The following is a 20,026-nucleotide window of genomic DNA, read 5'->3' on the forward strand; positions in this document are numbered from 1 at the left end:
TCAATTGCATTTTTAATAATTAATGGTATTTCTTCTAATGTACCAATAGCAGTAGGTTTTCTTGCTCCCTTGTTAGCAGGATCTATTTTGAGTCTAGCTGTTAAGAGCATTTATACTAGAAATGGGAAAGAGTTTAATCATCAGACTAATATTTTATTATTGTTTAACTTTGACCAAGAATGCGAAAATTTTTCAAAGAGTGATAGGACTAAATTAAAGTGGCTAAAAAATTCAGTTATTTTGAGCAACACAATCTGTACATCTTTAATGTTTTTCGGTGTGGGATTAGATTTAGTTGCCAACGGCTTTGGTATAACTAACTCTATGATGTTATCCGGCTTATTACTTTCATTACCATTCACGCTTTTAATTGTTACTTCACCTATTTTAAATGCTGCAAGTAATTATATTCTCAAAAAGACAGCTATAAATTCAATTGAGGAGCAATTTAAAGGTGATGATCAGTTTATAGAAGTCGATAACGAAAAGCCAAGCAGTACTATGAGCAATCAAAGTTATTTCCCCATCGGTCAGTTAATATCATCAAAGTTAGCTATTCTCCATAGCGAAGTCTCTAGCTAGGAACAATGAGCCACAGATCAGTATGGTTTTGACGTTTTGGATAGAGGCTTTTAATATGTGATTTGATATTGCATCGCCAATTGACTCACACTCCATTGCTTTTATTCCTATGTTATTGGCTTTTTCCCTAATCAAGTTTGTATTTGTTGCTTTAGGCTCAGATTTAACACAAACCGCACATAATAACTTGATATATGGTTTTAAGTGTTCTAAGAACTCTTCTACATTTCTGTTACGAGTAACACCAAAAATTATATAGACACCTTCAGCAAAGTTATCTCTTACCCACTGAAATAGTACTCTAGCACCATCATTATTGTGCGCACCATCTAAAAATAATTGCCAATCTTTTGGTAGTAAAGAAATTAAATTGCCCTCTTTTATACGCTCCAGTCGTGCAGGCCAATAAGTGCACTGTAAACCTGAAGTGATATCCTCTTCTCCAATATCAAATCCATATTTTCCACTCAAAATGCTACATGCTGCAATAGCATTGCCTGCATTGATTATTTGGTGATCACCCTTTAAAGACGGCAAAGGAAATTCTATTGATTGAATAGCTGATTGGAAAACCATTTTGTTGTTCTTTTTTTTGCAATTCCATTCAAAACCTCCTCTATACAGAGGAGATTTCTTATTTATTGCATGGAATTCTAGTGTATTCATTATAGATTTTTCTTGTGGTGCTATTACGCAAGGAACATTAGGTTTCATTATTCCAGCCTTTTCACCTGCTATGGTCTCTACAGTAGGGCCAAGATATTCCGTATGATCAAGTGCAATGGAAGTAATTATTGTTAAAATCGGACTATCTATAACATTTGTTGTATCAAGTCTCCCACCCATACCCACTTCAATTAAAGTTATATCGGCTTTATGACGAGAAAAAGCTAAAAAAGCTGCAATAGTTGCAGCTTCAAACAGAGTGATAGGTTGTTCTGCAATTACGGCACGGCATTCTTCTAACAAGCTATATAATTCATTATCGTCGATATAACTGCCTGCAATAACTATTCTTTCATTAAAATTCACCAAATGTGGAGAAGTGTATGCGTGTACCTTATACCCTGCTGCTTGCATTATATATCTTATAAATGCTAGTGTTGAGCCTTTCCCGTTAGTTCCAGCTATATGAATTACGGGAGGCACTTTTTTCTCGGGATTATCTAGTTTACTAAGAAAGCTTTTTATGCGATCAAGAGAAAAATCATTCGGCCTGCTACCAAGTGGCTTAGGCCAATGAGGCATATATATCATAGATTATTGTTACATTTTAATTCACCTATCACACTTGCTATGCCATGCGTGTCAATCTTCTCACTAAATTGAGAACGTTGATTAATAGCAATACTTATTCCACTCATTACAACATCACTTATCAAGAAAGAACTGTGATTTTTAGTAACTTTAAAATCAATATTTGTAAATTCTTCATCACCGTAAGAGAACCTTGTGCCAATTAAGCAAGTTTCATCGTCAACTGCTTTTGTACTCATTATGATCATTTCACTATTACTCATGTATTTAGATAAAATTTTAACGCACAAACGTGTAAGATACACTTCATACTCTCTTAAGAAATCTTCCCTTTCCTTCTGGGTAGTCAAAACCCCATATTTTCCCATGACAAATCGAGATATTTCTTTGAGGTTAACATTATTCTGAATGACCTCCTGAAGCTTTTCGTGTACATGCTCTAGGTTTTTTCTATTTCCTTTTGTAGATATGCTGTCTACTTGTTGCTTCATAGTATGCACAAAAATTTTGTGATCTGTACAACTAGTGTAAGCTCTTGAAGAAATTACAATAAAAACAATAATGATTAAAACTTTAGTAATATTCATAAGATATACTTAAAATGCAAAGTTTGATAAAGATTAAATAATAATCGCTGACTTTTAATATACCTATAGACATGCCCTGTGTAAATCATCTATAATTCAAGTAGGGGTCTGTGCTATGCGTTATGAGTTAAGTTAAATTTCCCGAGCGATAATTTCTAGAGAAGGGAATTGCCTCTGCTGGTTTCATTGAAACTAATATGCGATGCCCACCTTAACTTCAGGTCTCAGGAATCTACTAAAGCTGACGGTAGATACGGATCCTTTTTTGATTGGTACTAAATTTATGCTTCATCAATACAGAGAACAAGGTACCTTCCTATGTTCGCCTAATGAAGTATTCCAAATTGTAATTGATGTTGAAAGGTATCCTGATTTTGTTCCTTGGTGCAAAGCCGTTTATATAAAAGAAAAAATTGACAATCAAATGGTTGTGGACCTTCTAGCAGCTTTTCATGGAATTAAAGGAAGATATACATCAGAGGTAACCTTTCTTTCTCCAAGTAGAACAAATGAAGGTTGGATAAAAGCTGTATCATCAAATGGAATATTTAAACATCTATGCAATAAATGGCAATTCATTCCCATAGATGAAAATAAAACTATGGTAAAGTTTTATATAGAGTTTAAGTTTAAGTCCAACTCATTTTCAACCCTATTAAACTCAGTATATAAATATACACAAAGTAAAATAATTGCTGCATTTAAAGATAGGGCTGAAAGCCTTGCTAAACAAAAGTTATCTTGACATTATTAATATAAATGTATAATTTTTTTTAGTAAGTTAAGTGTTTAGATTGTAATGATTTTTAGACTATTGTTTTTATTAATTTTCATAAGTGTTAATTCTTATGCAGTTGTTAAGCAAGATTTATACGATAGCCAATACATTCAAAAAAAACCCAATGAAATAACATCAAATGAGCTATTATCGCCATTACCTGATGATAAATTATTAGGAGATCCAAAAGCACCAATTCTAATGATAGAATATGCTTCATTAACTTGCTATCACTGCTCTCTTTTTCATAGGAATGTTTTTCCTAAAATTAAAGAGAAATATATAGACACAGGTAAGATGTTATATATATTTCGTCATTTTCCTTTCGATTACAGAGGGCTAAAGGCTGCAATGCTAAGTCATTGCTACGAAAAACAAGAAGACTACTTTAATTTTAACAAAGCTGTTTTTAACTCAATAGATTCGTGGAATTACTACAATTTAAGTGATTTGACTTTACTACAAAGAATTGCTGCACTAAGCAACTTAAAGCAAGATGCATTTAACCAATGCATTAATGATAAGAAAATAATGGATAAAATCGTAAATGATAAATCACTGGCAATTAATAAACTTGGTATCACAGCCACTCCAATATTTTTCATCAAGCTTAACGATGATAAATCATATATAGAGCATAATAAAGTTAAACATGGAGGGTATAAAGAGCTGAAATATTTCACTAATGTGATAGATAAATTATATGGAAAAGCTATAGTGAAGTAATACCACTGTAGCTTACCATATAAAAGACTCTATGCTGAGTCATTGTTTTTCACTACTGTTTGTTGTTTTTTACGCTCAAACTCTCTTTTTTTACTGTGCCAAGTGTAGTAATACATAGTGATTTTATTCTCTATTAATACTATTGTCCCATCATAAAACTGAACCATATCCATAACTTTTCTCTGAGCTTCATCAAAACGTTCTTTATACTTTTCACGATAAGCTGGATTATGTAGTAACATAACCCCTTCATTCTTGTTAGATTTTTTGTTTAACGTTTCAACTTCACCAGCAATAGTATAAGACATATAACCCCCTCTAATTGATTATAAAAATTATATTTTAAAAAGAGAAATGCGCATAAACAATCCCTTTAATTCTAGCATAATAATCGACTGTTTATTATACTAGTGAACTATAGTACGATATATAATAATTTTTGTCACTTAAAATTTTATACTATGAAATAATAACTTAAAATAAATGTTTTTATTATTTTAAACTATATTATTATATTTATAAATTGTGTATGAATTAAGTCTCCCTAATTTATAATATATGCGTAATAATTTTAGTATAAAATTGTCATACATAAGAAATCTATTTGCAAAAGAATATAAAAAAATAGAAGAATATTGTATTCTTGAAAAAAAGCAACATATTCAAATTGGCCCTGAAGAAGGAAAGCTATTAAGTTTATTTATAAAAATCCAAAAAATCAAAAGTATTGTTGAGATTGGCACGTTATACGGTTACTCGTCGATTTGCATGGCAAAAGCTCTACTAAAAGACGGTCATATATATACAATAGAAAATAATCCTCAACACTCAAGAATAGCAAAAAAAAATTTTAGTGCTTTTAATCTAAGTGATAAAATTACTCTAATAGAAGGCGATGCACTGGAAAAAATTAATGAATTATCAGCAAAAGCACCATTTGACATGATATTTATTGATGCTGACAAAAGTAGTTATCCTGAGTATTTAGATTGGGCAGAGTCATACATTAAACAAGATGGGCTAATCGTTGCAGATAACACTCTACTGTTTAACACAGTATTTTTAGAATCGCCTCCAAAAGAAGTATCAGAAAAATCATGGCATGCCATGAGGGAGTTTAATAATAGATTATCAGATGAAAAAAAATATTTCTCTATATTGATTCCAACTGATGAAGGAATGACTGTAGCTTTAAAGCTAACATAAGTTAAAAATCAAGGTCAGCATAATGTTTAGGAGGGATTAAACCAGAAATCCTCTCTAATAATATCTCACGAAAACAAGGCTTTGATTTAACAATGGAGTACCATTCTTTTAAAATTTTACTTTTTTCCCATGGAAAACTACTTACATAATCCATTACGGAAATATGCGATGCTAAAGTAATATCAGCTAAAGTGAACTTATCAGTTGCAAGCCAAACGTTCTTGTTAATTAAGTGTTCGATGTATTCCATATGGCAAGGCAGGTTATGCTGAGCTGCATGAAGAAATCTAGAGTCAGGGCTGCGGTTAGTAATTACTTTTTCATTCATAATATACTTAGTAACTTCATTGTAAAATTTGTTATCGAACCAATTGATTAGAGCGCGTATTTTAGACTTAATAATAGTGGATGAACCAAGTAATTTGACGTCGCTATTGTAAGTCTCTTCTATATATTCACAAATGGCATTACTATCCGCTATTACAAAGTTATTATCTATTAACACTGGTACTTGCCCGGTTGGATTGATCTCCATAAATTCATTCCGCTTTTCCCACGGATTTTCATACACTAGATCACAGCCTAATTTTTTTTCTTTTAGAAAAGCTCTAACTTTTCGTGAAAATGGACAAAGAGGAAAATGATATAAAATCATAATGTTCCTCTTTTGGTATACCAATATCCTTTTTTTGTTACTCTATGGCTTGACCTACAACTGTACGAACTTTCTTTGTAGTCCACAGAAGTTTGCGTAGCAGGTGGTGTTATTCCAGTGCTTGACACTGGAATCCAGTTCTTGTTATACAATTGCCTAGTGCGCTCATTTACAGTTAAGTTTTCTGGATCCAAGTAGTCAAGCACTGGGATGACATCCTTTTCGGTAAAAATTGCTCTTATATCACAACATTCATACAGCTGTATGCCTAGGCACTGGGATGACATAAATAAGCGCTGAAATGACATAAATAAACATTGGAGTGACAATCTTGTAGTGACTTGCATGACAGCTAACTTCTCGTTTATTTTAAAGTAATGTTGCAAGAGGTCTAACATATAAATTATAAGACTAATATAGGATATACCTTGCTAAATAAAAAAAAAAGTATAATATTTTATAAGGTATGCAGGCAAAAACTCTGTAATTTGGTCAGATCAGAAATGAAGCAGCCATATCAGAACCTTTTTGGGTTGCATACCTATTTCATTATTTGTTTTATCCGAGGCTATGAATATAGCATTAAAACATCGTCCTAGTAGCTTCAAAGATCTAGTAGGTCAAGATATATTAGTGCGTGTATTAGAAAATGCTTTTATTTTAAACAAAATCCCACAATCTATACTGCTCTCTGGTAGTAGTGGAGTTGGTAAAACCACCACTGCAAGGATAATAGCTTTATGTTTGAATTGTTCCCTGGGGCCAATTTTTGAACCTTGCGGATCATGTGAAAATTGTCTAGCAATAAAAAATTCAAGCCATCCAGATGTAATTGAAATCGATGCGGCAAGTCACACTAGCATTGACGATATTAAAGTAATCCTGGGAGATATTTGCTATTCACCTATAAGCTCTAAATTCAAAGTCTACATTATAGATGAAGTACATATGTTATCCAGCAGTGCATTTAACGCATTACTTAAAACCCTAGAAGAGCCACCATCTAGTGTAAAGTTCATTTTAGCAACTACGGAAATAAAAAAAATACCAATAACTATTATTGCACGTTGTCAAAGATTTGATTTACACAACATTCCTGTAGCTAAAATAGTGGAACGTTTAAATGATGTTGCACAAAAAGAGAGTTATTCCATTGAAAAGGGAGCATTAGAATTAATTGCACGACATTCTGGAAATTCAATGCGTAACGCCTTGTTTTTGATGAATCAAGCAGTGCTATATAGCAAAGATGGTGCAATATCCACTAAAAATGTGACAGACATACTTGGCCTAGTGGATAAAGATATTATATTCGATCTATTAGGAGCAATATTAGATGGTGATTTACAAAAAGCTCTATCAGTGTTTGACAAGGCGATAAAAACAGCAAACCCACTTAGTATTTTTGAAGGTCTATTGCAAACAATTCAGTTAATATGCCGTTTTTTAATTACGAAAGAGATTGATAGTGCAGTTACAGAGCATGAAAAGAATAGGATAAAAGATTTAAGTATAAAGAGATCTTTAATATTTTTTTCGAGATTGTGGAAGGTGTTGCTTAAAGGTATTCAAGATATAAAAACTTCAACATGCAACGATGTTGCTGCTGAAATGATGCTAATTAGTCTTTGCTATCTCTCTGATCTACCTTCTCCAGAACAGGTGATCAAAAAAATTCTTTCACAGAATGTAGAGCAAGGAAATAGACAGGGCAGACCTGTTGCACCTTCCCCCTCTGTCATCCAAGTAGCTGACTACTCGGATCCAAAAAAATATGTGGAAAGTAAACAACAACCCCACTCTGTCATCCGAGTAGCTGACACTGGGATCCATGTGGAAAATAAACAACAAAATTACGATTTTGATAAGATTTTGCAACTATTAAGGCGGAGTAACCAAATTTATCTTTACAAACAACTGTGTAATAATCTACAATTAATAGATTGTAAACCTGGATATTTAAAATTAAAAGCTGTATCTAAGTTGGATAGTAATTTTTGCAATGATTTAAAAAATTACTTAAGCCAGGTGACTCAGCAAGAGTGGGTTATTGCAGTTGATACAGGTTATATAAACAGGGAAGTGAGTAATTTAAATTATGCACCTGCAGTTAAGGATATCCTTGACACGTTTAAAGGTGCAAAAGTAGTTAATATAGAAAATAAGGAGTAAGTTGTGGATTTTAGTCAAATAATGAAACAAGCGCAAGAGATGCAAAAAAAGCTTGCAGAAGCTCAAGAAAAATATGTTGGAAAAGAGTTTCAAGGTATTTCTGGTGGTGGCAAAGTTTCTGTATTAGTGGAAGTCATAAAAATAGGTAGCTATAAAGCTAAAAAGGTGAACATAGACTTAGAACTTATGAGAAATGAGGAAAAAGATATAGTAGAGGATTTAGTAACAGCAGCGTTTAATGATGCCGTTAAAAAAGCAGAAGAAGATATGGCGAATGCAACTTCTGATCTTGCAGGTATGATGGGTTTACCATCTGGGTTTAAACTTCCTTTTTGAATTTACTACTGAAGTTTCTTTTAGTGTAAGTATTTTTTTTCTAATATTCCCAACGCTAGTACTTCTTCATATAATGTACCTATACTAGCATAGCCCTACGTCATACCGTGATTCATTCCACAACTGTACAAACATTGCAATATGGCACGATATCACATAGTAAACGATGTCATTCCAGTGCTTGACACTGGAATCCAGCCGGCTTTGTTGCATCGCTACTTATGAAAGGCTAACTATAGTTAGGATTATAAGCAACCTATTGAAAATCTTGTTTTTTTGCAATCAATCTGATCAAATTTAAGAATAGTAATTTGTTATTTATATTAATAAATTTAATTCCATTGAAAATAGCTAAAGCATTGAAATTCTTGAATTTTAGCCGGATTGGTAAATGGTAGTGAAATTTCTTTTACTCAAATTTAGGTATTCATTGACCGTTCTTGTTATAAATACCAGAATAATAAGCTACTGATATTCCCTATCTTTTTTATCTTTAATCCATCATAGCTAGCGATGCAACAAAGCCAATCCAGCCTTGCCGTAATCTCATCAAGAACGTTGTGCTTTAACATAAAACGGCTACTTTTATGCTTACCAACTTAATAAAATTCCTGGATCCCAGTGGGCTTTGTTGCATCACACTTTATGAGATGGTGATTTATGGTAAATTCATGTAACTATCTCAAATTTAGCCATACCAATATCAGTGAATTTATTAAGCAAATAGCATTTAGTTCTTTTTCTCGATTTATCTCAGATTTATTCCTAAAACTAAATCCGAATATTTGCTTTAATCTTGAGAAAAACCCTTCAATATAAGATCTTTTCCCATAATTTACTTCTTTTTTCCATTCTTTCATGCCATCTTCACCGTATAATTTTATTAACCTAATAGCAGCATTCCTGTCAGACATATAATCTATTTCTGGATGTTCTGCCGCATTGTTTATTGGTGGAATTTTTGTCTTTATATCATATTTGTTACACAACTTATAAAACTTGTGCCTATCACATGCTCTATCTGCATATAGTGCTTTTATGGCATGCTGAAAATCAACTTCTTTTAGCAAATCACAAGCTCCATAGTGATCAGAGTAGACACCGTTACTGTATTTTACAGCTATGGCTTTTTTGTTGTTTATATTCAACATTACGTGCAATTTTCTCGTTTGCTCATAGCCACGATATTTTCTGTCAGTGCTATTTTCCTTGCTGTGACCAGGAGTGTTGTTGTATATACTAATTCCTGTACTGTCTATAGCAATTTCGATATCTTCCATATTATTTTTATCAATTCTGCAATCATTTATCTTAATATTAAGTTTCTTAAACCTTCTTGATGCTTGTGAATAGCTGATAACTGCCAAATCTCTTCCTATTTGTTGCAAATACCCTTTTATAAACCCGACTGTTTGTCTTAAACCAATTCTAAAGAAACTGACGATTATATGCACCAAAATCACAACTTTATCACTATAAATATAGTTGCCGCCCTGCATTTTTGGACAATTCTCGTACCAATTTTCTATGGCGTCATTGATATAACAAAAAATGCTTCCTCTTTCTTGGAGAAATTTGTTATATTCATGGCAGTTACTGACTCTCATTTTTTGTGGCATATTTTTTCTTCAACAGTTAAATGGCTATTTATAATGAATTTTGTCAGTAACTGCCAGTTCTTTTCACTTGAGCGATGCAACAAAGCCATCCCAGTGTCACGCACTGGGATGACATCATCCTTTTTTTTGGATTCCAGCGTCACGCGCTGGAATGACACCTCTCTTGGGCTCTCTTAGCTATAAATATTAAGGAATTTACCAAACGAAAAAAAAGGCAAAAGAAGCCCCGTGGTTGGCTAATTACTTACATTATACTTTCAAGTATGGCGTTTTTTTATTCTAAACGCTTAATAACCGCGATTTAGTTGCTTTTAAGCCGCAACTAATCTAAATTATAAACATTAAGAAATTTACTAAACAGAAAAAAAGGCAAAAGAAACCCTAGGGTAGCTAGTTATTCACTATCCATTTTTTAAATCGGCGTTTTTTGATGTTTTAAATGCTTTATAAGCGCATTTCAGCTTATATTAGGTAAAAACCTAGAAATTTTATAAAGACATAAGGTGCACATAGTGCAAAAAATTAAACATGGGACGCCAGATACGTGAGTTTTTTTGTCATTTAATCTGTACAGAGAAGATAAATAAATAGCTTCAGTTTCATGATAAGGGGGCTGGCGGAGTTTGTCAAGGGATTTTTGACGAAATGATTTTGAAAGCAAAGAGCGGGAGAAGGGGTTCGAACCCTCGACCTCAACCTTGGCAAGGTTGCGCTCTACCAACTGAGCTACTCCCGCAATTAAATTAACCTAAATTTACTTAATTATAGGCATATACAGCGATTTGTAAACCCCGTGTACACGAAAAATGTGAGAGCCCATAAATTTGCGTGGTTCCTTCTATGATCTTTTCGTATACTTAAGACTCATTTTTGATTATCATAGGTTTTCAATTGTGCCAAAAAATGTATTAATTTTATGGGAATATTTTTATATAAAGACGACTTGCCAGCTAGTTCAATACCAGATGATATAAGGTCTATAGCTGTTGATACCGAGGCAATGGGGCTACTTCATAGCAGAGATAGATTATGCCTTGTGCAGCTCTCTTTTAATGATGGCAACGCTCACTTAGTTCAACTCAAGAACGATTATACAGCGCCAAATTTGAGAAAAATATTAGAGGATAAAAATATAACTAAAATATTTCACTTCGCGCGATTTGATGTAAGCATAATACGTTATTACTTGGAAACTTGGGCACTTCCGTGCTATTGCACAAAGATAGCTTCACGTTTAGTTCGTACTTACACAGATAATCATAGCTTAAAAGAGTTGTGCTTAGAGCTGCTTGATACCAAACTAAATAAGCAGCAGCAATCTTCTGATTGGGGAAATGAAAATTTAACAGACAAACAAAAAAGTTATGCTGCATCTGATGTTTTGTATCTCCACAGGATAAAGGAAAAGCTAGACTTAATGCTGGAACGTGAAAATAGAAAAGAATTGGCCCAAAAGTGCTTTGAATTTCTTCCTACTCGTATTGAGTTAGACTTAATGGGTTGGGAAAACGTGGATATCTTTAACCACCAGATGTAATAGAAGTTTTTTGTTTGTGCAAAACACTTTAGGGCAATTTTTCAAGCTCTGCGGTAAGAATTTAGTTGATTAACTGCTAATAGATACGCTATATTTTACAAAAATTTAGGTATTTTATGAGTGATGATATTACATCGGTAAATGATCAAAATTTCAAATCTGAAGTCACTGACTATAAAGGGTTTGTTCTGATAGACTTTTGGGCAGAATGGTGTGGGCCATGTAAAAGTCTAATGCCACGTATCGAACAATTGGCTAAAGACAGAAAAGGCAAGATTAAGATCTGCAAATTCGACATAGATGAAGGGACTGAAGTGCCAAGTAAGTATGGAGTGCAATCTATACCCACTTTAATCATATTTCAAGATGGTAAGGAAATTGCACGCAAAATTGGTGCAACAAATGATTTGTCAAGTTGGGTTGATAGTGAAATAAGCTAATAGACAAATTTGCTTTTGTGTGTATTATAAATATTGATAAAAGGGATTGTAGCTCAGTCGGTTAGAGCAGTTCGCTCATAACGAATTGGCCGTAGGTTCGAGTCCTACCAATCCCACCATTGTATTGATCTTAGCATGATCGTAACAATGAGAAAACTATAGTATATGAACTATATATTAATGTAATGGGGGAAATGATGGAATTTACTAAGTCTCTAAATAACAAGTTAGATGAATTGCACTTACTAAATCATCCATTTTACCAGTCATGGAATACAGGAAGCTTAAGCTTGCAAGCTTTACAAACCTATGCTAAAGAATATTATCACCACGTTGCTGCGTTTCCTCGTTATATCAGTGGTATACATTTTTTGTGCCCAGATCTAAAAATGCGACAGGTTTTGCTTGGTAATTTGATAGAAGAAGAACAAGGTGATGAAAATCATCCAGAGTTATGGAAGCGTTTTGCTGAAGGACTTGGAGTAGCACGGTCTGATCTTCTTGAAGATGCACAAGTTAAGGAGACACAAGAATTAGTTGACGGTTACTTTGATATTGTACGATCAGATTTTGCTTCCGGTTTGGGTGCACTTTATGCTTATGAACGTCAAACTCCAGAGGTTTCTAAGTCTAAAATTGAAGGTTTAAAAAAACACTATTCAATAAGTGATGAGCGTTCTCTTCAATTTTTTACGGTCCATATGCATGCTGATGAATGGCATTCTGAGGAATGTGCAAATCTTATTGAAGATCTAGATGAAAAAGAGCAAGATAAAGTTATGCAGGGTGCTCAAAAGGGAGCAAGGCTCTTGTGGGGTTTTCTTGATGGAATGATGAATGCTAGCGTGTGTTAGTAGTTGTAAGTAGCTTAAACTCAGTGATGTTGGAATGCAATGTCTGCATGTAATCTTCTTATATCTGACTTACGGCTTTGGGTTCATTTAGGCTATAGTGCAGAAGAGAAGTATCATTCTCAATTAGTTAGTGTTAATATTGATTTTACCTTTAAATCCCCCCCTTTAGGACTTACAACTGACCGGCTTGAGGATACTATATGCTACTTGGAGGTAGTTCAGAGTATTCAATCTCTCGTTCAAAGCAAGCAATTCAACTTAATCGAGCATTTAACTCATGATATATACAGGACCATTAATAACCTTGTGATGCAAAAAAAGCTTATTATTTCTTCTATAGGCGTAACTATTCACAAAGTTGCACCACCTGTCCCCAGTGTGCATGGAGGTGTTTTCTTTACTTATCGTAATGCGTTGCAAGAATGATTTACATTTCTATTGGCTCAAATATGGGGAATCGCTTTTCCCATTTACAAAAGGCTGCTCAGTTACTGCAGGAACGCTATTTTAAAAATTTAAAATCTTCAATTATTCTGGAAACTAAGGCTATTTTACCAAATGATGCTCCACCTGGGTGGGACAGGCCATTTCTAAATATGGTTGTGTATGGAAGTTGTTCTTCTTCTCCTGAAGAGCTGTTAAAGGGCCTTAAACAAATTGAATGTGACATTGGCCGTCTGCAGGTCTATGAAAAATGGGCACCTCGCGTTATTGATTTGGATATTTTGTTATGGGATGACCTGACACTTGATACACCCTACCTTAAGATTCCTCACCCAGAATTGATAAACAGACCATTTTTGCTTCACTTGATGGCAATGCTGAGTCCCATGGCAGTAGTTAACAAAACGTTTGGTACTGTTAACCCTAACATTAAGGATTGCTTTTTAAGGAGTTTTACGCTTTCACCAGAGCTTATAGGTATTGTCAATATTACTCCTGATTCATTTTCAGATGGTGGTCTTTATTATGATGCAGATCAAGCAACCAAGCAGGCACTGCGGCTGTTATCAGATGGTGCAAGCATAGTTGAACTTGGTGCTCAATCAACAAGACCTGGCTCCTCAATACAAACTCCAAAAGCAGAGTATGCACGCTTAAAACCAGTGCTTGATGACCTTAATCAATATATGAAAGTTGGTGACATTAAAGTCAGCATTGATAGTTTCTGGCCAGATGTTATTTTGAACGTTTTGGAGCACTACAACATTGCCTGGGTAAACGATCAGAAGGGAGATCTAGATGATAATACCTTAAAAGCGATTGCTAGCAGTGGATGTAGTATCGTTATTATGCATTCACTCTCCATACCACCACATAGTGACAACATTATCCCAAGTGACATTGATCCAATTGATACCATAAGTAATTGGGCAGAAAGGAACATTAATAGATTACTAGCTCTAGGTTTTGATCAAAGCTCGATCATTATTGATCCTGGTATTGGTTTTGGCAAATCTATGTACCAGAATATCCAGATTTTACGCAGTATAGAAACGTTACAAAATTTTGGCTGCAAAGTTCTGGTTGGTCATTCTAGAAAGTCATTTATTTCTTCTTTTTCTACAGAACCTGTCTTTAACCGAGATTTAGAAACAATTGCTTTATCATCTGCATTGCACAACAAGGTTGATTTCCTTCGAGTGCATAATGTGCGTGATCACATGCGATTCTTTGTAGCTCAAGCTGCTTTACAGGGATGCTAGTTATCGGAATTATGGCTGTTGATCCCAAGGGGGTAATTGGAATAAATAATGGATTGCCCTGGCATTATCCAAGTGAGTTAGATCATTTTCGTCAGGTGACTGACAAACAAGTTATTGTTATGGGAAGAAAAACATTTGAAACTATGCCTCAAAACATATTGAAGGATCGTATCCCTGTTGTTTTTTCTCGTAACAAATTAAATTCTTGTTTTAACAGAGGAGTAAAATGCACTATTATTTCTTCTATGCAAGAGTTTTTGTCAATCCAAAGTAGTTCTAAAGTCTTCATGATTGGTGGAGCACAAATAGCGCACCTTTTTTTGGAGTATGATCTAATTTCAGAGTTTATCATAACAGAAATTCACAGACTTTATAAAGGTGATGTATATTTCAACTTAACACTTCTTGATGGATGGTATAAAACCGCTCTTGCTCAAACAAAAGATTATACTATATGCAAGCTGACACGTTAATATGCATGTTGAAGCAATTTATACCCACCGCATTGAATGTGGAGAAGTATTAGAGCAGGTTCTTGATCGCTATGTTTCAGAGTTGCTAAGAGAGGAAGTTGTTCTTGCTATCACATCAAAAATCATTTCTATTTGTCAAAAACAAGTGGTTTGCAAAACTGCTTGTTCTAAAGAAGAGCTAATCAAAAGAGAAGCTGATGCAATTGTTGATGTAGACCATAATTCTTACGGCATCTATTTAACAATCAAAGACAATATCTTAATTCCATCTGCTGGTATTGATGAATCAAATGGTAATGAAATGTATATTTTATACCCAAAGGATGTTCAGAAAACAGCTCTATCAATATGGAACTATCTCAAGACAAAACACTGCATAAAACATCTTGGTATTTTGATTACAGATAGTAACATAACACCTATGCGCCTTGGGGTTACGGGCGTTGCTCTTGGTTGGTGTGGATTTGAACCACTTTATTCCTATATAGGCAAGCCAGATCTTTATAATCAACCACTGCAAGTAACACAAGTCAATCTTCTTGATGCACTGGCAACATCTGCTGTTTTAGTTATGGGAGAAGGGGCAGAGCAAACACCGATGGCAATAATTAGTGGTGCACCAAAGGTTCACTTTCTTACTCATCCGCCAACTACAGAAGAAGAAAAAAGTGTGAAGATATCTATGGAAGAGGACCTTTACTCTCCTCTCCTCATGCGAGCCCGCTGGTTAAAGAGTTAAAGAGGAACTTAAAAATTTGCTATTAGACTTCTTAGAGGTTGTCCACAAACCAAGGAATACGTAGTATATAAAGAAAGAATATTGAGGTAAGAGATGAGGAAAAAATATCCAACAGATTTAAGTAAAAGGGAATGGGCAAGAATAGAAAAACACTTCAGAGTATCGTACAAGAAAGGAGGAAGGCCACCAAAATACAGTAAGTGTGAGATAGTAAATGCAATTCTTTATATACTGCGCACAGGATGTCAATGGCGCTATTTACCACACGATTTTCCGCCGTGGAAGGCTGTGCATGAACAGTTTAGAAGATGGAAAAAGCAGGGAATTTTTGAGAAAATGAACTATGATATCACTAAATATAGTAGGTCAAAAATGGGAAGCCGAGCGCATGCATAGTGGACAGTCAATCGGTAAAACCACGGAAAAAGGGGGGGCAAAGGTTATGATGGTGCGAAAAAGGTAAAGGGGAGAAAAAGACATATAATCACAGATACTCAAGGATTTGTGCTTGGTTGCTATGTAGGAGCTGCAAGCGAAAATGACAGAGATGGGGTGAAGATGGCATTGGACAATATGAAGGAAAAATACAGCAATATTAAGAAAATGTGGGCTGATATGGGATACCAAGGAAAAGATTTAAAGGATTACGTAAAGAGAGAATATGGGATAGATATTGAAATTGTCAAAAGGCCTCCATGTAGGTTTTGGGTGCATAAAGATACACCACTAGAACTATTGCCACAACGGGATCCTGGATTTTCAGTACAGCCGAGAAGGTGGGTGGTAGAGAGGACTTTTGCTTGGATCAATAGAAATAGAAGGCTATCAAAGGAGTACGATTTACTTACAACATCTACTGAAAGTTTCATATATCTGGCTATGAGTAAAGTTATGTTAAGTAGGGAATATGCTTGATTTACTGGTTTGTGGACAACCTCTGATATGCTGCCAACACTTATGTTCAAATTAAAAATGTCATTTATGATACTAGCCACTTCACGCTTTGAGTTTTTGTAAAATCCGCTGAGTGCTGCAATTATAGACTTAACCCTTGGACCAAATGTATCTGGCGTAACACCTTCTGGTAACTTGCTACTTTTTCTTTTTCTGCATCTCCAACAACGACCATGTTCCAATTACTACATAAGGCCTAATTTCCGGAAGATCAACTTTTTGGTGAACATAAGGTTTTTCGCATATTACAAGCTCTCCTCCGCATTCGCAAATATTAGGCAACTCTATTTTTACTACTTTATCCGCTTCCATTGTGGCATGAAAATTTCCTTTATGCCCAACCTGATCGCCAACATTCCTTTCGCTTTTTGGCTTGTCCTTTTTTATTTTGTATAGCTCTTTTGAGCTGGGCAGGGATGAGTTTTTTGAATTTAAACCGAGCCTTTCCTTTAATTCAGCGTTCTCTATCTTTAAAGCTTTATTTTCTGCTTTTAAGTTTTCTATCTCTGCTTTCAGTTTTTCTATTTTTTGCTGTAAATTTTTGCAAAGTTCTAAAAGGTTTACCACATTACCTCACTTTTGCTCTATGATTATCTTTTTAGATCACTTTGTCTACCTTATTCTACCACTCCGCTGAACGGATACAATTTACTAAACAGAAAAAAAGGCAAAAGAAACCCTAGGGTAGCTAGTTATTCACTATCCATTTTTTAAGTTGGCGTTTTTTAATGTTTTAAATAGCGCATTTCAGCTTATATTAGGTAAAAACCTAGAAATTTTATAAAGACATAAGGTGCACATAGTGCAAAAAATTAAGCATGATTTACGCCAAATACATTAAGTTTTTTGTCATTAATCCACTGCAGAGATTGCGAAGATAAATAAATAGCTTCAGTGTTATAATAAGGGGGCTGGCGAAGCTTGTCAAGGAAGTTTTTATGATTTATCTAACGAACTTTACACTTGCTAAAGTTGTACCATCTTGGTAACTTTAACTGAAAGAAGTTATTTTTTATCCAATATGAAAAAAGCCTTTATATTCACATCCTTAATAGCAATTATATTGATAGTTATTACTTATTTATACAGAAACGACGGAACTAATGACTCACAAGTGGTAAATGTTTATTCATCGCGCAAAGAAGAATTAGTACGTACTTTGTTTGATGAATTCACGAAAAATACAGGTATTAAAGTACGTTACATCATTGATGATTATTCTCAGCTACTTTCACGAATGGAAAACGGTGGTGAAGCTGACTTATTTTTGACTGCTGATGCAATCAACTTAATTCTAGCAAAAAAAAGAGGACTTTTATCTCAAGTAGATTCAGAGGTTTTAAAAAGTGTTATACCTGCAAGATTTAGAGACAGTGAAGATTATTGGTTTGGTCTTACAAAAAGAGCTAGGATATTGGTTTACAATAAAGAGTCAGTAGACCCTAAGGACTTAAGTACTTATGAAGATTTAGCAAATGAAAAATGGAAAGGAAAAATATTAGTGCGTTCTTCTACAAGTCCATATAACAGATCGTTAATTGCTTTTATGATTGCAAATAATGGTTTTGAAAAGACGAAAGAATGGGTAAGCGGAATTGTGAGCAATATGGCAAGAAAACCAAGTGGTGGTGATACTGATCAAATTTACGCCGTAGCAGCGGGTGAGGGAGATGTTGCAATAGTAAACAGCTACTACTTTGCGAGAATTCTTTCATCAGAAAATAAAAAGAATGTTGCAGACAAGCTAGGGGCTTTTTTTCCTAATCGCAACGATCACGGTGTAATGGTAAACATCAGTGGTGCAGCAGTAACAAAAAACGCAAAAAACAGGGAAAATGCTATAGTCTTATTGGAATTTTTAGTAAGCAAGCAGGCTCAAGAGTTATACGCTAAAAAAAACCAAGAATATCCTATTATTGAAGGCGTTGAAACTTCCGATATACTAAAATCTTGGGGAAATTATTCACAAAGTGATTTGCCTCTAAGTGAACTTGAGAAGCATCTTTTTGAGGCTGTTATGATAGCGGATGAGTGTAAGTGGAAGTAATCCCCAGCGCCACTAAACATTGGGATGAAAGATTTATGCTAATATACCTTACTCTTGACTCGCTGAACTTTTTCTTCCTTCTAACTTAATTTTGACTTTACTATCTTTTTCCGTTCTTTCACCAAAACAATTGCTGCACAAGAAGTCTATTGAAAAAAGGTAATAAGAAAGTAGAATAGGTTCAAGTAGTTGAAAAGGAAACTATGAACAAGAGAAGGAATTTGTTAAACATCTCAGACCTTACAGTCGATGATGTAGAAAATATAACTAAGTTGGCCAACCAGTACCTTAAAAAAGAAGTTGCAAATAGTCATATCTTGGAAAATAAGACAGTAATAAATTTATTCTTTGAAGATTCAACGCGTACACTTGCGTCTTTTGAAATAGCAGCAAAAAGCCTTGGAGCAAATGTTGTAACTTTGCCAATAAGATCTTCTTCTATTAACAAGGGAGAAGATCTAAAAGACATGATCAAAACATTAAATGCAATGAATCCTGATTACATAATAATCAGGCATAAAAGTAGTGGTATCATTAATACACTGGCAAAGTATGTTAACTGCTCGCTAATCAATGCAGGCGATGGAAGTAGTGAACATCCAACTCAAGCTCTTGCAGACTATCTTGTAATCAGCAATCACAAAAAGCAAATAAAGGACCTCAAAGTTGTGATATGTGGAGATATTCTGCACAGTAGAGTTGCAAGATCAAATATAAGATTGCTAAAAATGTTTGGAGCAGAGATAAACTTGGTCGCACCACCAACTTTGATTTGTAAGCATTTTCCTGAAGTAGATTCAGTCCATTATTCATTAATTGAAGGTATAAAGGATGCTGACGTAATTATGCTTTTGAGATTGCAGAAAGAGCGCATGAATAATAGTTCTTCAGAGAAAGAATATTTTTATTTGTATGGACTTGATTCACAAAAGCTATCATACGCAAAACCAGATGCGATTGTTATGCACCCAGGGCCAATAAACAGAGGGATTGAGATTAGCAGCGATGTAGCAGATTGTGTTATTTTACAGCAAGTAGAATTTGGATTGGCAATACGTAAGGCAGTGTTGCACTATTATAGGCCTTGCTAATATTAAAAGATGCTACACAACTAATGCAAAAAGGGGGGGCATGAAATGACAAGGCTTGTAAATGGTTTGAGAATGGCCATTAAGATGTTAAGGCCGAGGATATGGTGTGGAAGTTTTTACGAAAGCCTGAAGTCAATCAACAACCTTGCAGAACGGCAAATTAGACGGCTATCGTAAAAACAGCTTTTTCACCTGGTCGGAACATGGAGAAAGATTTGTGGAAAGAATGTTGTCGATATTTTTGACATCACGTCTCAATGGCCAAAA

The 20,026-nt window shown here is 34.5% G+C and carries 24 protein-coding genes, 2 tRNA genes, 2 other RNA genes and 3 pseudogenes; 20 read left to right on the forward strand and 11 right to left on the reverse strand.

All coding sequences use genetic code 11. From position 1 onward, the window contains the following. Positions 1–87: 87 nt before the first annotated feature. A complete protein-coding gene (locus OPR21_RS00130; protein ID WP_231115854.1) occupies positions 88–582 on the forward strand; it encodes a hypothetical protein in 495 nt (164 codons plus the stop codon). Here OPR21_RS00130 and OPR21_RS00135 read toward each other — a convergent pair. Together OPR21_RS00135 and OPR21_RS00140 are read right to left on the reverse strand one after the other, a co-directional pair. Then, entirely contained in the window at positions 550–1,839 is a 1,290-nt protein-coding gene (locus tag OPR21_RS00135) for a bifunctional folylpolyglutamate synthase/dihydrofolate synthase (protein ID WP_265029969.1), read from the reverse strand. The genes OPR21_RS00130 and OPR21_RS00135 overlap by 33 nt on opposite strands. After that, positions 1,836–2,426, reverse strand: coding sequence for an MlaC/ttg2D family ABC transporter substrate-binding protein (locus OPR21_RS00140; RefSeq protein WP_186809128.1), 591 nt, complete (start codon positions 2,424–2,426; stop codon positions 1,836–1,838). Before OPR21_RS00140 ends, OPR21_RS00135 begins: the two co-directional genes overlap by 4 nt. 102 nt (positions 2,427–2,528) lie before the next feature. On the opposite strand from OPR21_RS00140, the gene ssrS reads away from it, so the two are divergent. The 3 genes from ssrS (at position 2,529) to OPR21_RS00155 (ending at position 3,930) form a co-directional block, all read left to right on the forward strand. Then, positions 2,529–2,690: non-coding RNA, 6S RNA (gene ssrS, locus OPR21_RS00145), on the forward strand. 19 nt (positions 2,691–2,709) lie between these two features. Further along, positions 2,710–3,171 (forward strand): type II toxin-antitoxin system RatA family toxin, encoded by a 462-nt coding sequence (locus OPR21_RS00150; protein ID WP_077188318.1) that lies wholly within the window; start codon positions 2,710–2,712, stop codon positions 3,169–3,171. A 54-nt stretch (positions 3,172–3,225) separates the two neighbouring features. Next, positions 3,226–3,930, forward strand: a complete 705-nt coding sequence (locus OPR21_RS00155) for a DsbA family protein (RefSeq protein ID WP_265029971.1) — start codon at positions 3,226–3,228, stop codon at positions 3,928–3,930. A gap of 29 nt (positions 3,931–3,959) precedes the next feature. Here OPR21_RS00155 and OPR21_RS00160 read toward each other — a convergent pair whose 3' ends face one another. Continuing rightward, a complete protein-coding gene (locus OPR21_RS00160) occupies positions 3,960–4,238 on the reverse strand; it encodes a DUF2671 domain-containing protein (protein ID WP_265029972.1) in 279 nt (92 codons plus the stop codon). Between the two features lie 250 nt (positions 4,239–4,488). On the opposite strand from OPR21_RS00160, the gene OPR21_RS00165 reads away from it, so the two are divergent. Then, positions 4,489–5,136, forward strand: coding sequence for an O-methyltransferase (locus OPR21_RS00165; RefSeq protein ID WP_077188316.1), 648 nt, complete (start codon positions 4,489–4,491; stop codon positions 5,134–5,136). Position 5,137: 1 nt separating this feature from the next. Here OPR21_RS00165 and OPR21_RS00170 read toward each other — a convergent pair whose 3' ends face one another. Together OPR21_RS00170 and OPR21_RS08705 are read right to left on the reverse strand one after the other, a co-directional pair. Further along, the gene (locus tag OPR21_RS00170) at positions 5,138–5,791 is read right to left on the reverse strand and encodes a glutathione S-transferase family protein (RefSeq protein ID WP_065094500.1); all 654 of its coding nucleotides are present in this window, start codon (positions 5,789–5,791) and stop codon (positions 5,138–5,140) included. A gap of 92 nt (positions 5,792–5,883) precedes the next feature. Further along, positions 5,884–6,000, reverse strand: a pseudogene (locus OPR21_RS08705) (WPE palindromic element domain-containing protein); the annotation flags it as partial. Between the two features lie 246 nt (positions 6,001–6,246). On the opposite strand from OPR21_RS08705, the gene ffs reads away from it, so the two are divergent. From ffs to OPR21_RS00190, 3 genes are all read left to right on the forward strand, one after another. Continuing rightward, positions 6,247–6,346: signal recognition particle sRNA small type (gene ffs / locus OPR21_RS00180), an RNA gene on the forward strand. Positions 6,347–6,361: 15 nt separating this feature from the next. Further along, a complete protein-coding gene (gene dnaX / locus OPR21_RS00185; RefSeq protein ID WP_077188314.1) occupies positions 6,362–7,963 on the forward strand; it encodes a DNA polymerase III subunit gamma/tau in 1,602 nt (533 codons plus the stop codon). A gap of 3 nt (positions 7,964–7,966) precedes the next feature. Continuing rightward, complete coding sequence (locus OPR21_RS00190; protein ID WP_010963017.1) at positions 7,967–8,299, forward strand: YbaB/EbfC family nucleoid-associated protein; 333 nt, start codon at positions 7,967–7,969, stop codon at positions 8,297–8,299. Between the two features lie 84 nt (positions 8,300–8,383). Here OPR21_RS00190 and OPR21_RS00195 read toward each other — a convergent pair whose 3' ends face one another. From OPR21_RS00195 to OPR21_RS00215, 5 genes are all read right to left on the reverse strand, one after another. Beyond that, a complete protein-coding gene (locus OPR21_RS00195) occupies positions 8,384–8,512 on the reverse strand; it encodes a hypothetical protein (RefSeq protein ID WP_265029973.1) in 129 nt (42 codons plus the stop codon). A 230-nt stretch (positions 8,513–8,742) separates the two neighbouring features. Beyond that, positions 8,743–8,871: a hypothetical protein gene (locus tag OPR21_RS00200; RefSeq protein ID WP_265029974.1), complete on the reverse strand. Its 129-nt coding sequence runs from the start codon at positions 8,869–8,871 to the stop codon at positions 8,743–8,745. A 105-nt stretch (positions 8,872–8,976) separates the two neighbouring features. Beyond that, on the reverse strand, positions 8,977–9,918 hold the full coding sequence (locus OPR21_RS00205; RefSeq protein ID WP_265029975.1) for an IS5 family transposase: 942 nt from the start codon (positions 9,916–9,918) through the stop codon (positions 8,977–8,979). Next, positions 9,903–10,061 (reverse strand): hypothetical protein, encoded by a 159-nt coding sequence (locus tag OPR21_RS00210; protein WP_236514364.1) that lies wholly within the window; start codon positions 10,059–10,061, stop codon positions 9,903–9,905. Before OPR21_RS00210 ends, OPR21_RS00205 begins: the two co-directional genes overlap by 16 nt. Positions 10,062–10,581: 520 nt before the next feature. Then, positions 10,582–10,654, reverse strand: a tRNA-Gly gene (locus OPR21_RS00215). Between the two features lie 180 nt (positions 10,655–10,834). On the opposite strand from OPR21_RS00215, the gene OPR21_RS00220 reads away from it, so the two are divergent. From OPR21_RS00220 to OPR21_RS00260, 9 genes and pseudogenes are all read left to right on the forward strand, one after another. Next, positions 10,835–11,455: a ribonuclease D gene (locus tag OPR21_RS00220; protein WP_010962900.1), complete on the forward strand. Its 621-nt coding sequence runs from the start codon at positions 10,835–10,837 to the stop codon at positions 11,453–11,455. A gap of 116 nt (positions 11,456–11,571) precedes the next feature. Further along, positions 11,572–11,895 (forward strand): thioredoxin, encoded by a 324-nt coding sequence (gene trxA / locus OPR21_RS00225; RefSeq protein ID WP_006279168.1) that lies wholly within the window; start codon positions 11,572–11,574, stop codon positions 11,893–11,895. 42 nt (positions 11,896–11,937) lie between these two features. After that, positions 11,938–12,014: transfer RNA gene (locus OPR21_RS00230), tRNA-Ile, on the forward strand. Between the two features lie 78 nt (positions 12,015–12,092). Next, complete coding sequence (locus OPR21_RS00235) at positions 12,093–12,749, forward strand: CADD family putative folate metabolism protein (RefSeq protein WP_077188312.1); 657 nt, start codon at positions 12,093–12,095, stop codon at positions 12,747–12,749. Between the two features lie 39 nt (positions 12,750–12,788). Further along, complete coding sequence (locus OPR21_RS00240; protein ID WP_007548841.1) at positions 12,789–13,175, forward strand: dihydroneopterin aldolase; 387 nt, start codon at positions 12,789–12,791, stop codon at positions 13,173–13,175. After that, positions 13,172–14,455 carry a dihydropteroate synthase gene (gene folP / locus OPR21_RS00245; protein ID WP_077190481.1) on the forward strand — a complete coding sequence of 428 codons (1,284 nt, stop codon included), beginning with the start codon at positions 13,172–13,174 and terminating at the stop codon, positions 14,453–14,455. Before OPR21_RS00240 ends, folP begins: the two co-directional genes overlap by 4 nt. Continuing rightward, complete coding sequence (locus OPR21_RS00250) at positions 14,449–14,928, forward strand: dihydrofolate reductase (RefSeq protein WP_006279286.1); 480 nt, start codon at positions 14,449–14,451, stop codon at positions 14,926–14,928. The genes folP and OPR21_RS00250 overlap by 7 nt, the downstream gene beginning before the upstream one ends. A 1-nt stretch (position 14,929) precedes the next feature. Continuing rightward, positions 14,930–15,667: a putative folate metabolism gamma-glutamate ligase gene (locus tag OPR21_RS00255; RefSeq protein WP_077188310.1), complete on the forward strand. Its 738-nt coding sequence runs from the start codon at positions 14,930–14,932 to the stop codon at positions 15,665–15,667. A 93-nt stretch (positions 15,668–15,760) separates the two neighbouring features. Further along, positions 15,761–16,582: pseudogene (locus OPR21_RS00260) on the forward strand (IS5 family transposase). A gap of 16 nt (positions 16,583–16,598) precedes the next feature. Here the strand turns inward: OPR21_RS00260 and OPR21_RS00265 are convergent. Further along, positions 16,599–17,188 (reverse strand): annotated as a pseudogene (locus tag OPR21_RS00265) (DUF6444 domain-containing protein); the annotation flags it as partial. Positions 17,189–17,642: 454 nt separating this feature from the next. Between OPR21_RS00265 and OPR21_RS00270 the strand changes: the two are divergent. The 3 genes from OPR21_RS00270 (at position 17,643) to OPR21_RS00280 (ending at position 19,936) form a co-directional block, all read left to right on the forward strand. Next, a complete protein-coding gene (locus OPR21_RS00270) occupies positions 17,643–18,668 on the forward strand; it encodes a Fe(3+) ABC transporter substrate-binding protein (protein ID WP_010082338.1) in 1,026 nt (341 codons plus the stop codon). Positions 18,669–18,871: 203 nt separating this feature from the next. After that, the gene (locus tag OPR21_RS00275) at positions 18,872–19,759 is read left to right on the forward strand and encodes an aspartate carbamoyltransferase catalytic subunit (RefSeq protein ID WP_006280416.1); all 888 of its coding nucleotides are present in this window, start codon (positions 18,872–18,874) and stop codon (positions 19,757–19,759) included. Between the two features lie 45 nt (positions 19,760–19,804). Continuing rightward, positions 19,805–19,936 (forward strand): hypothetical protein, encoded by a 132-nt coding sequence (locus tag OPR21_RS00280; protein ID WP_255317428.1) that lies wholly within the window; start codon positions 19,805–19,807, stop codon positions 19,934–19,936. Positions 19,937–20,026: the final 90 nt, after the last annotated feature.

The organism is Wolbachia endosymbiont (group A) of Philonthus cognatus (assembly GCF_947251755.1).
Classification (GTDB): Bacteria; Pseudomonadota; Alphaproteobacteria; order Rickettsiales; family Anaplasmataceae; genus Wolbachia; species Wolbachia pipientis.

Bases quoted from the DNA above. Each gene is read 5' to 3' on its own strand.
- OPR21_RS00195 (WP_265029973.1), bottom strand. From the start codon at position 8,512: ATGCAACAAAGCCGGCTGGATTCCAGTGTCAAGCACTGGAATGACATC.
- OPR21_RS00270 (WP_010082338.1), top strand. From the start codon at position 17,643: ATGAAAAAAGCCTTTATATTCACATCCTTAATAGCAATTATATTGATA.
- OPR21_RS00250 (WP_006279286.1), top strand. From the start codon at position 14,449: ATGCTAGTTATCGGAATTATGGCTGTTGATCCCAAGGGGGTAATTGGA.
- OPR21_RS00205 (WP_265029975.1), bottom strand. From the start codon at position 9,918: ATGCCACAAAAAATGAGAGTCAGTAACTGCCATGAATATAACAAATTT.
- OPR21_RS00255 (WP_077188310.1), top strand. From the start codon at position 14,930: ATGCATGTTGAAGCAATTTATACCCACCGCATTGAATGTGGAGAAGTA.
- OPR21_RS00165 (WP_077188316.1), top strand. From the start codon at position 4,489: ATGCGTAATAATTTTAGTATAAAATTGTCATACATAAGAAATCTATTT.
- OPR21_RS00170 (WP_065094500.1), bottom strand. From the start codon at position 5,791: ATGATTTTATATCATTTTCCTCTTTGTCCATTTTCACGAAAAGTTAGA.
- OPR21_RS00220 (WP_010962900.1), top strand. From the start codon at position 10,835: ATGGGAATATTTTTATATAAAGACGACTTGCCAGCTAGTTCAATACCA.
- OPR21_RS00160 (WP_265029972.1), bottom strand. From the start codon at position 4,238: ATGTCTTATACTATTGCTGGTGAAGTTGAAACGTTAAACAAAAAATCT.
- OPR21_RS00240 (WP_007548841.1), top strand. From the start codon at position 12,789: ATGTCTGCATGTAATCTTCTTATATCTGACTTACGGCTTTGGGTTCAT.
- OPR21_RS00280 (WP_255317428.1), top strand. From the start codon at position 19,805: ATGACAAGGCTTGTAAATGGTTTGAGAATGGCCATTAAGATGTTAAGG.
- OPR21_RS00135 (WP_265029969.1), bottom strand. From the start codon at position 1,839: ATGATATATATGCCTCATTGGCCTAAGCCACTTGGTAGCAGGCCGAAT.
- OPR21_RS00235 (WP_077188312.1), top strand. From the start codon at position 12,093: ATGGAATTTACTAAGTCTCTAAATAACAAGTTAGATGAATTGCACTTA.
- OPR21_RS00200 (WP_265029974.1), bottom strand. From the start codon at position 8,871: ATGTTAAAGCACAACGTTCTTGATGAGATTACGGCAAGGCTGGATTGG.
- OPR21_RS00140 (WP_186809128.1), bottom strand. From the start codon at position 2,426: ATGAATATTACTAAAGTTTTAATCATTATTGTTTTTATTGTAATTTCT.
- OPR21_RS00150 (WP_077188318.1), top strand. From the start codon at position 2,710: ATGCTTCATCAATACAGAGAACAAGGTACCTTCCTATGTTCGCCTAAT.
- trxA (WP_006279168.1), top strand. From the start codon at position 11,572: ATGAGTGATGATATTACATCGGTAAATGATCAAAATTTCAAATCTGAA.
- OPR21_RS00155 (WP_265029971.1), top strand. From the start codon at position 3,226: ATGATTTTTAGACTATTGTTTTTATTAATTTTCATAAGTGTTAATTCT.
- folP (WP_077190481.1), top strand. From the start codon at position 13,172: ATGATTTACATTTCTATTGGCTCAAATATGGGGAATCGCTTTTCCCAT.
- OPR21_RS00275 (WP_006280416.1), top strand. From the start codon at position 18,872: ATGAACAAGAGAAGGAATTTGTTAAACATCTCAGACCTTACAGTCGAT.
- dnaX (WP_077188314.1), top strand. From the start codon at position 6,362: ATGAATATAGCATTAAAACATCGTCCTAGTAGCTTCAAAGATCTAGTA.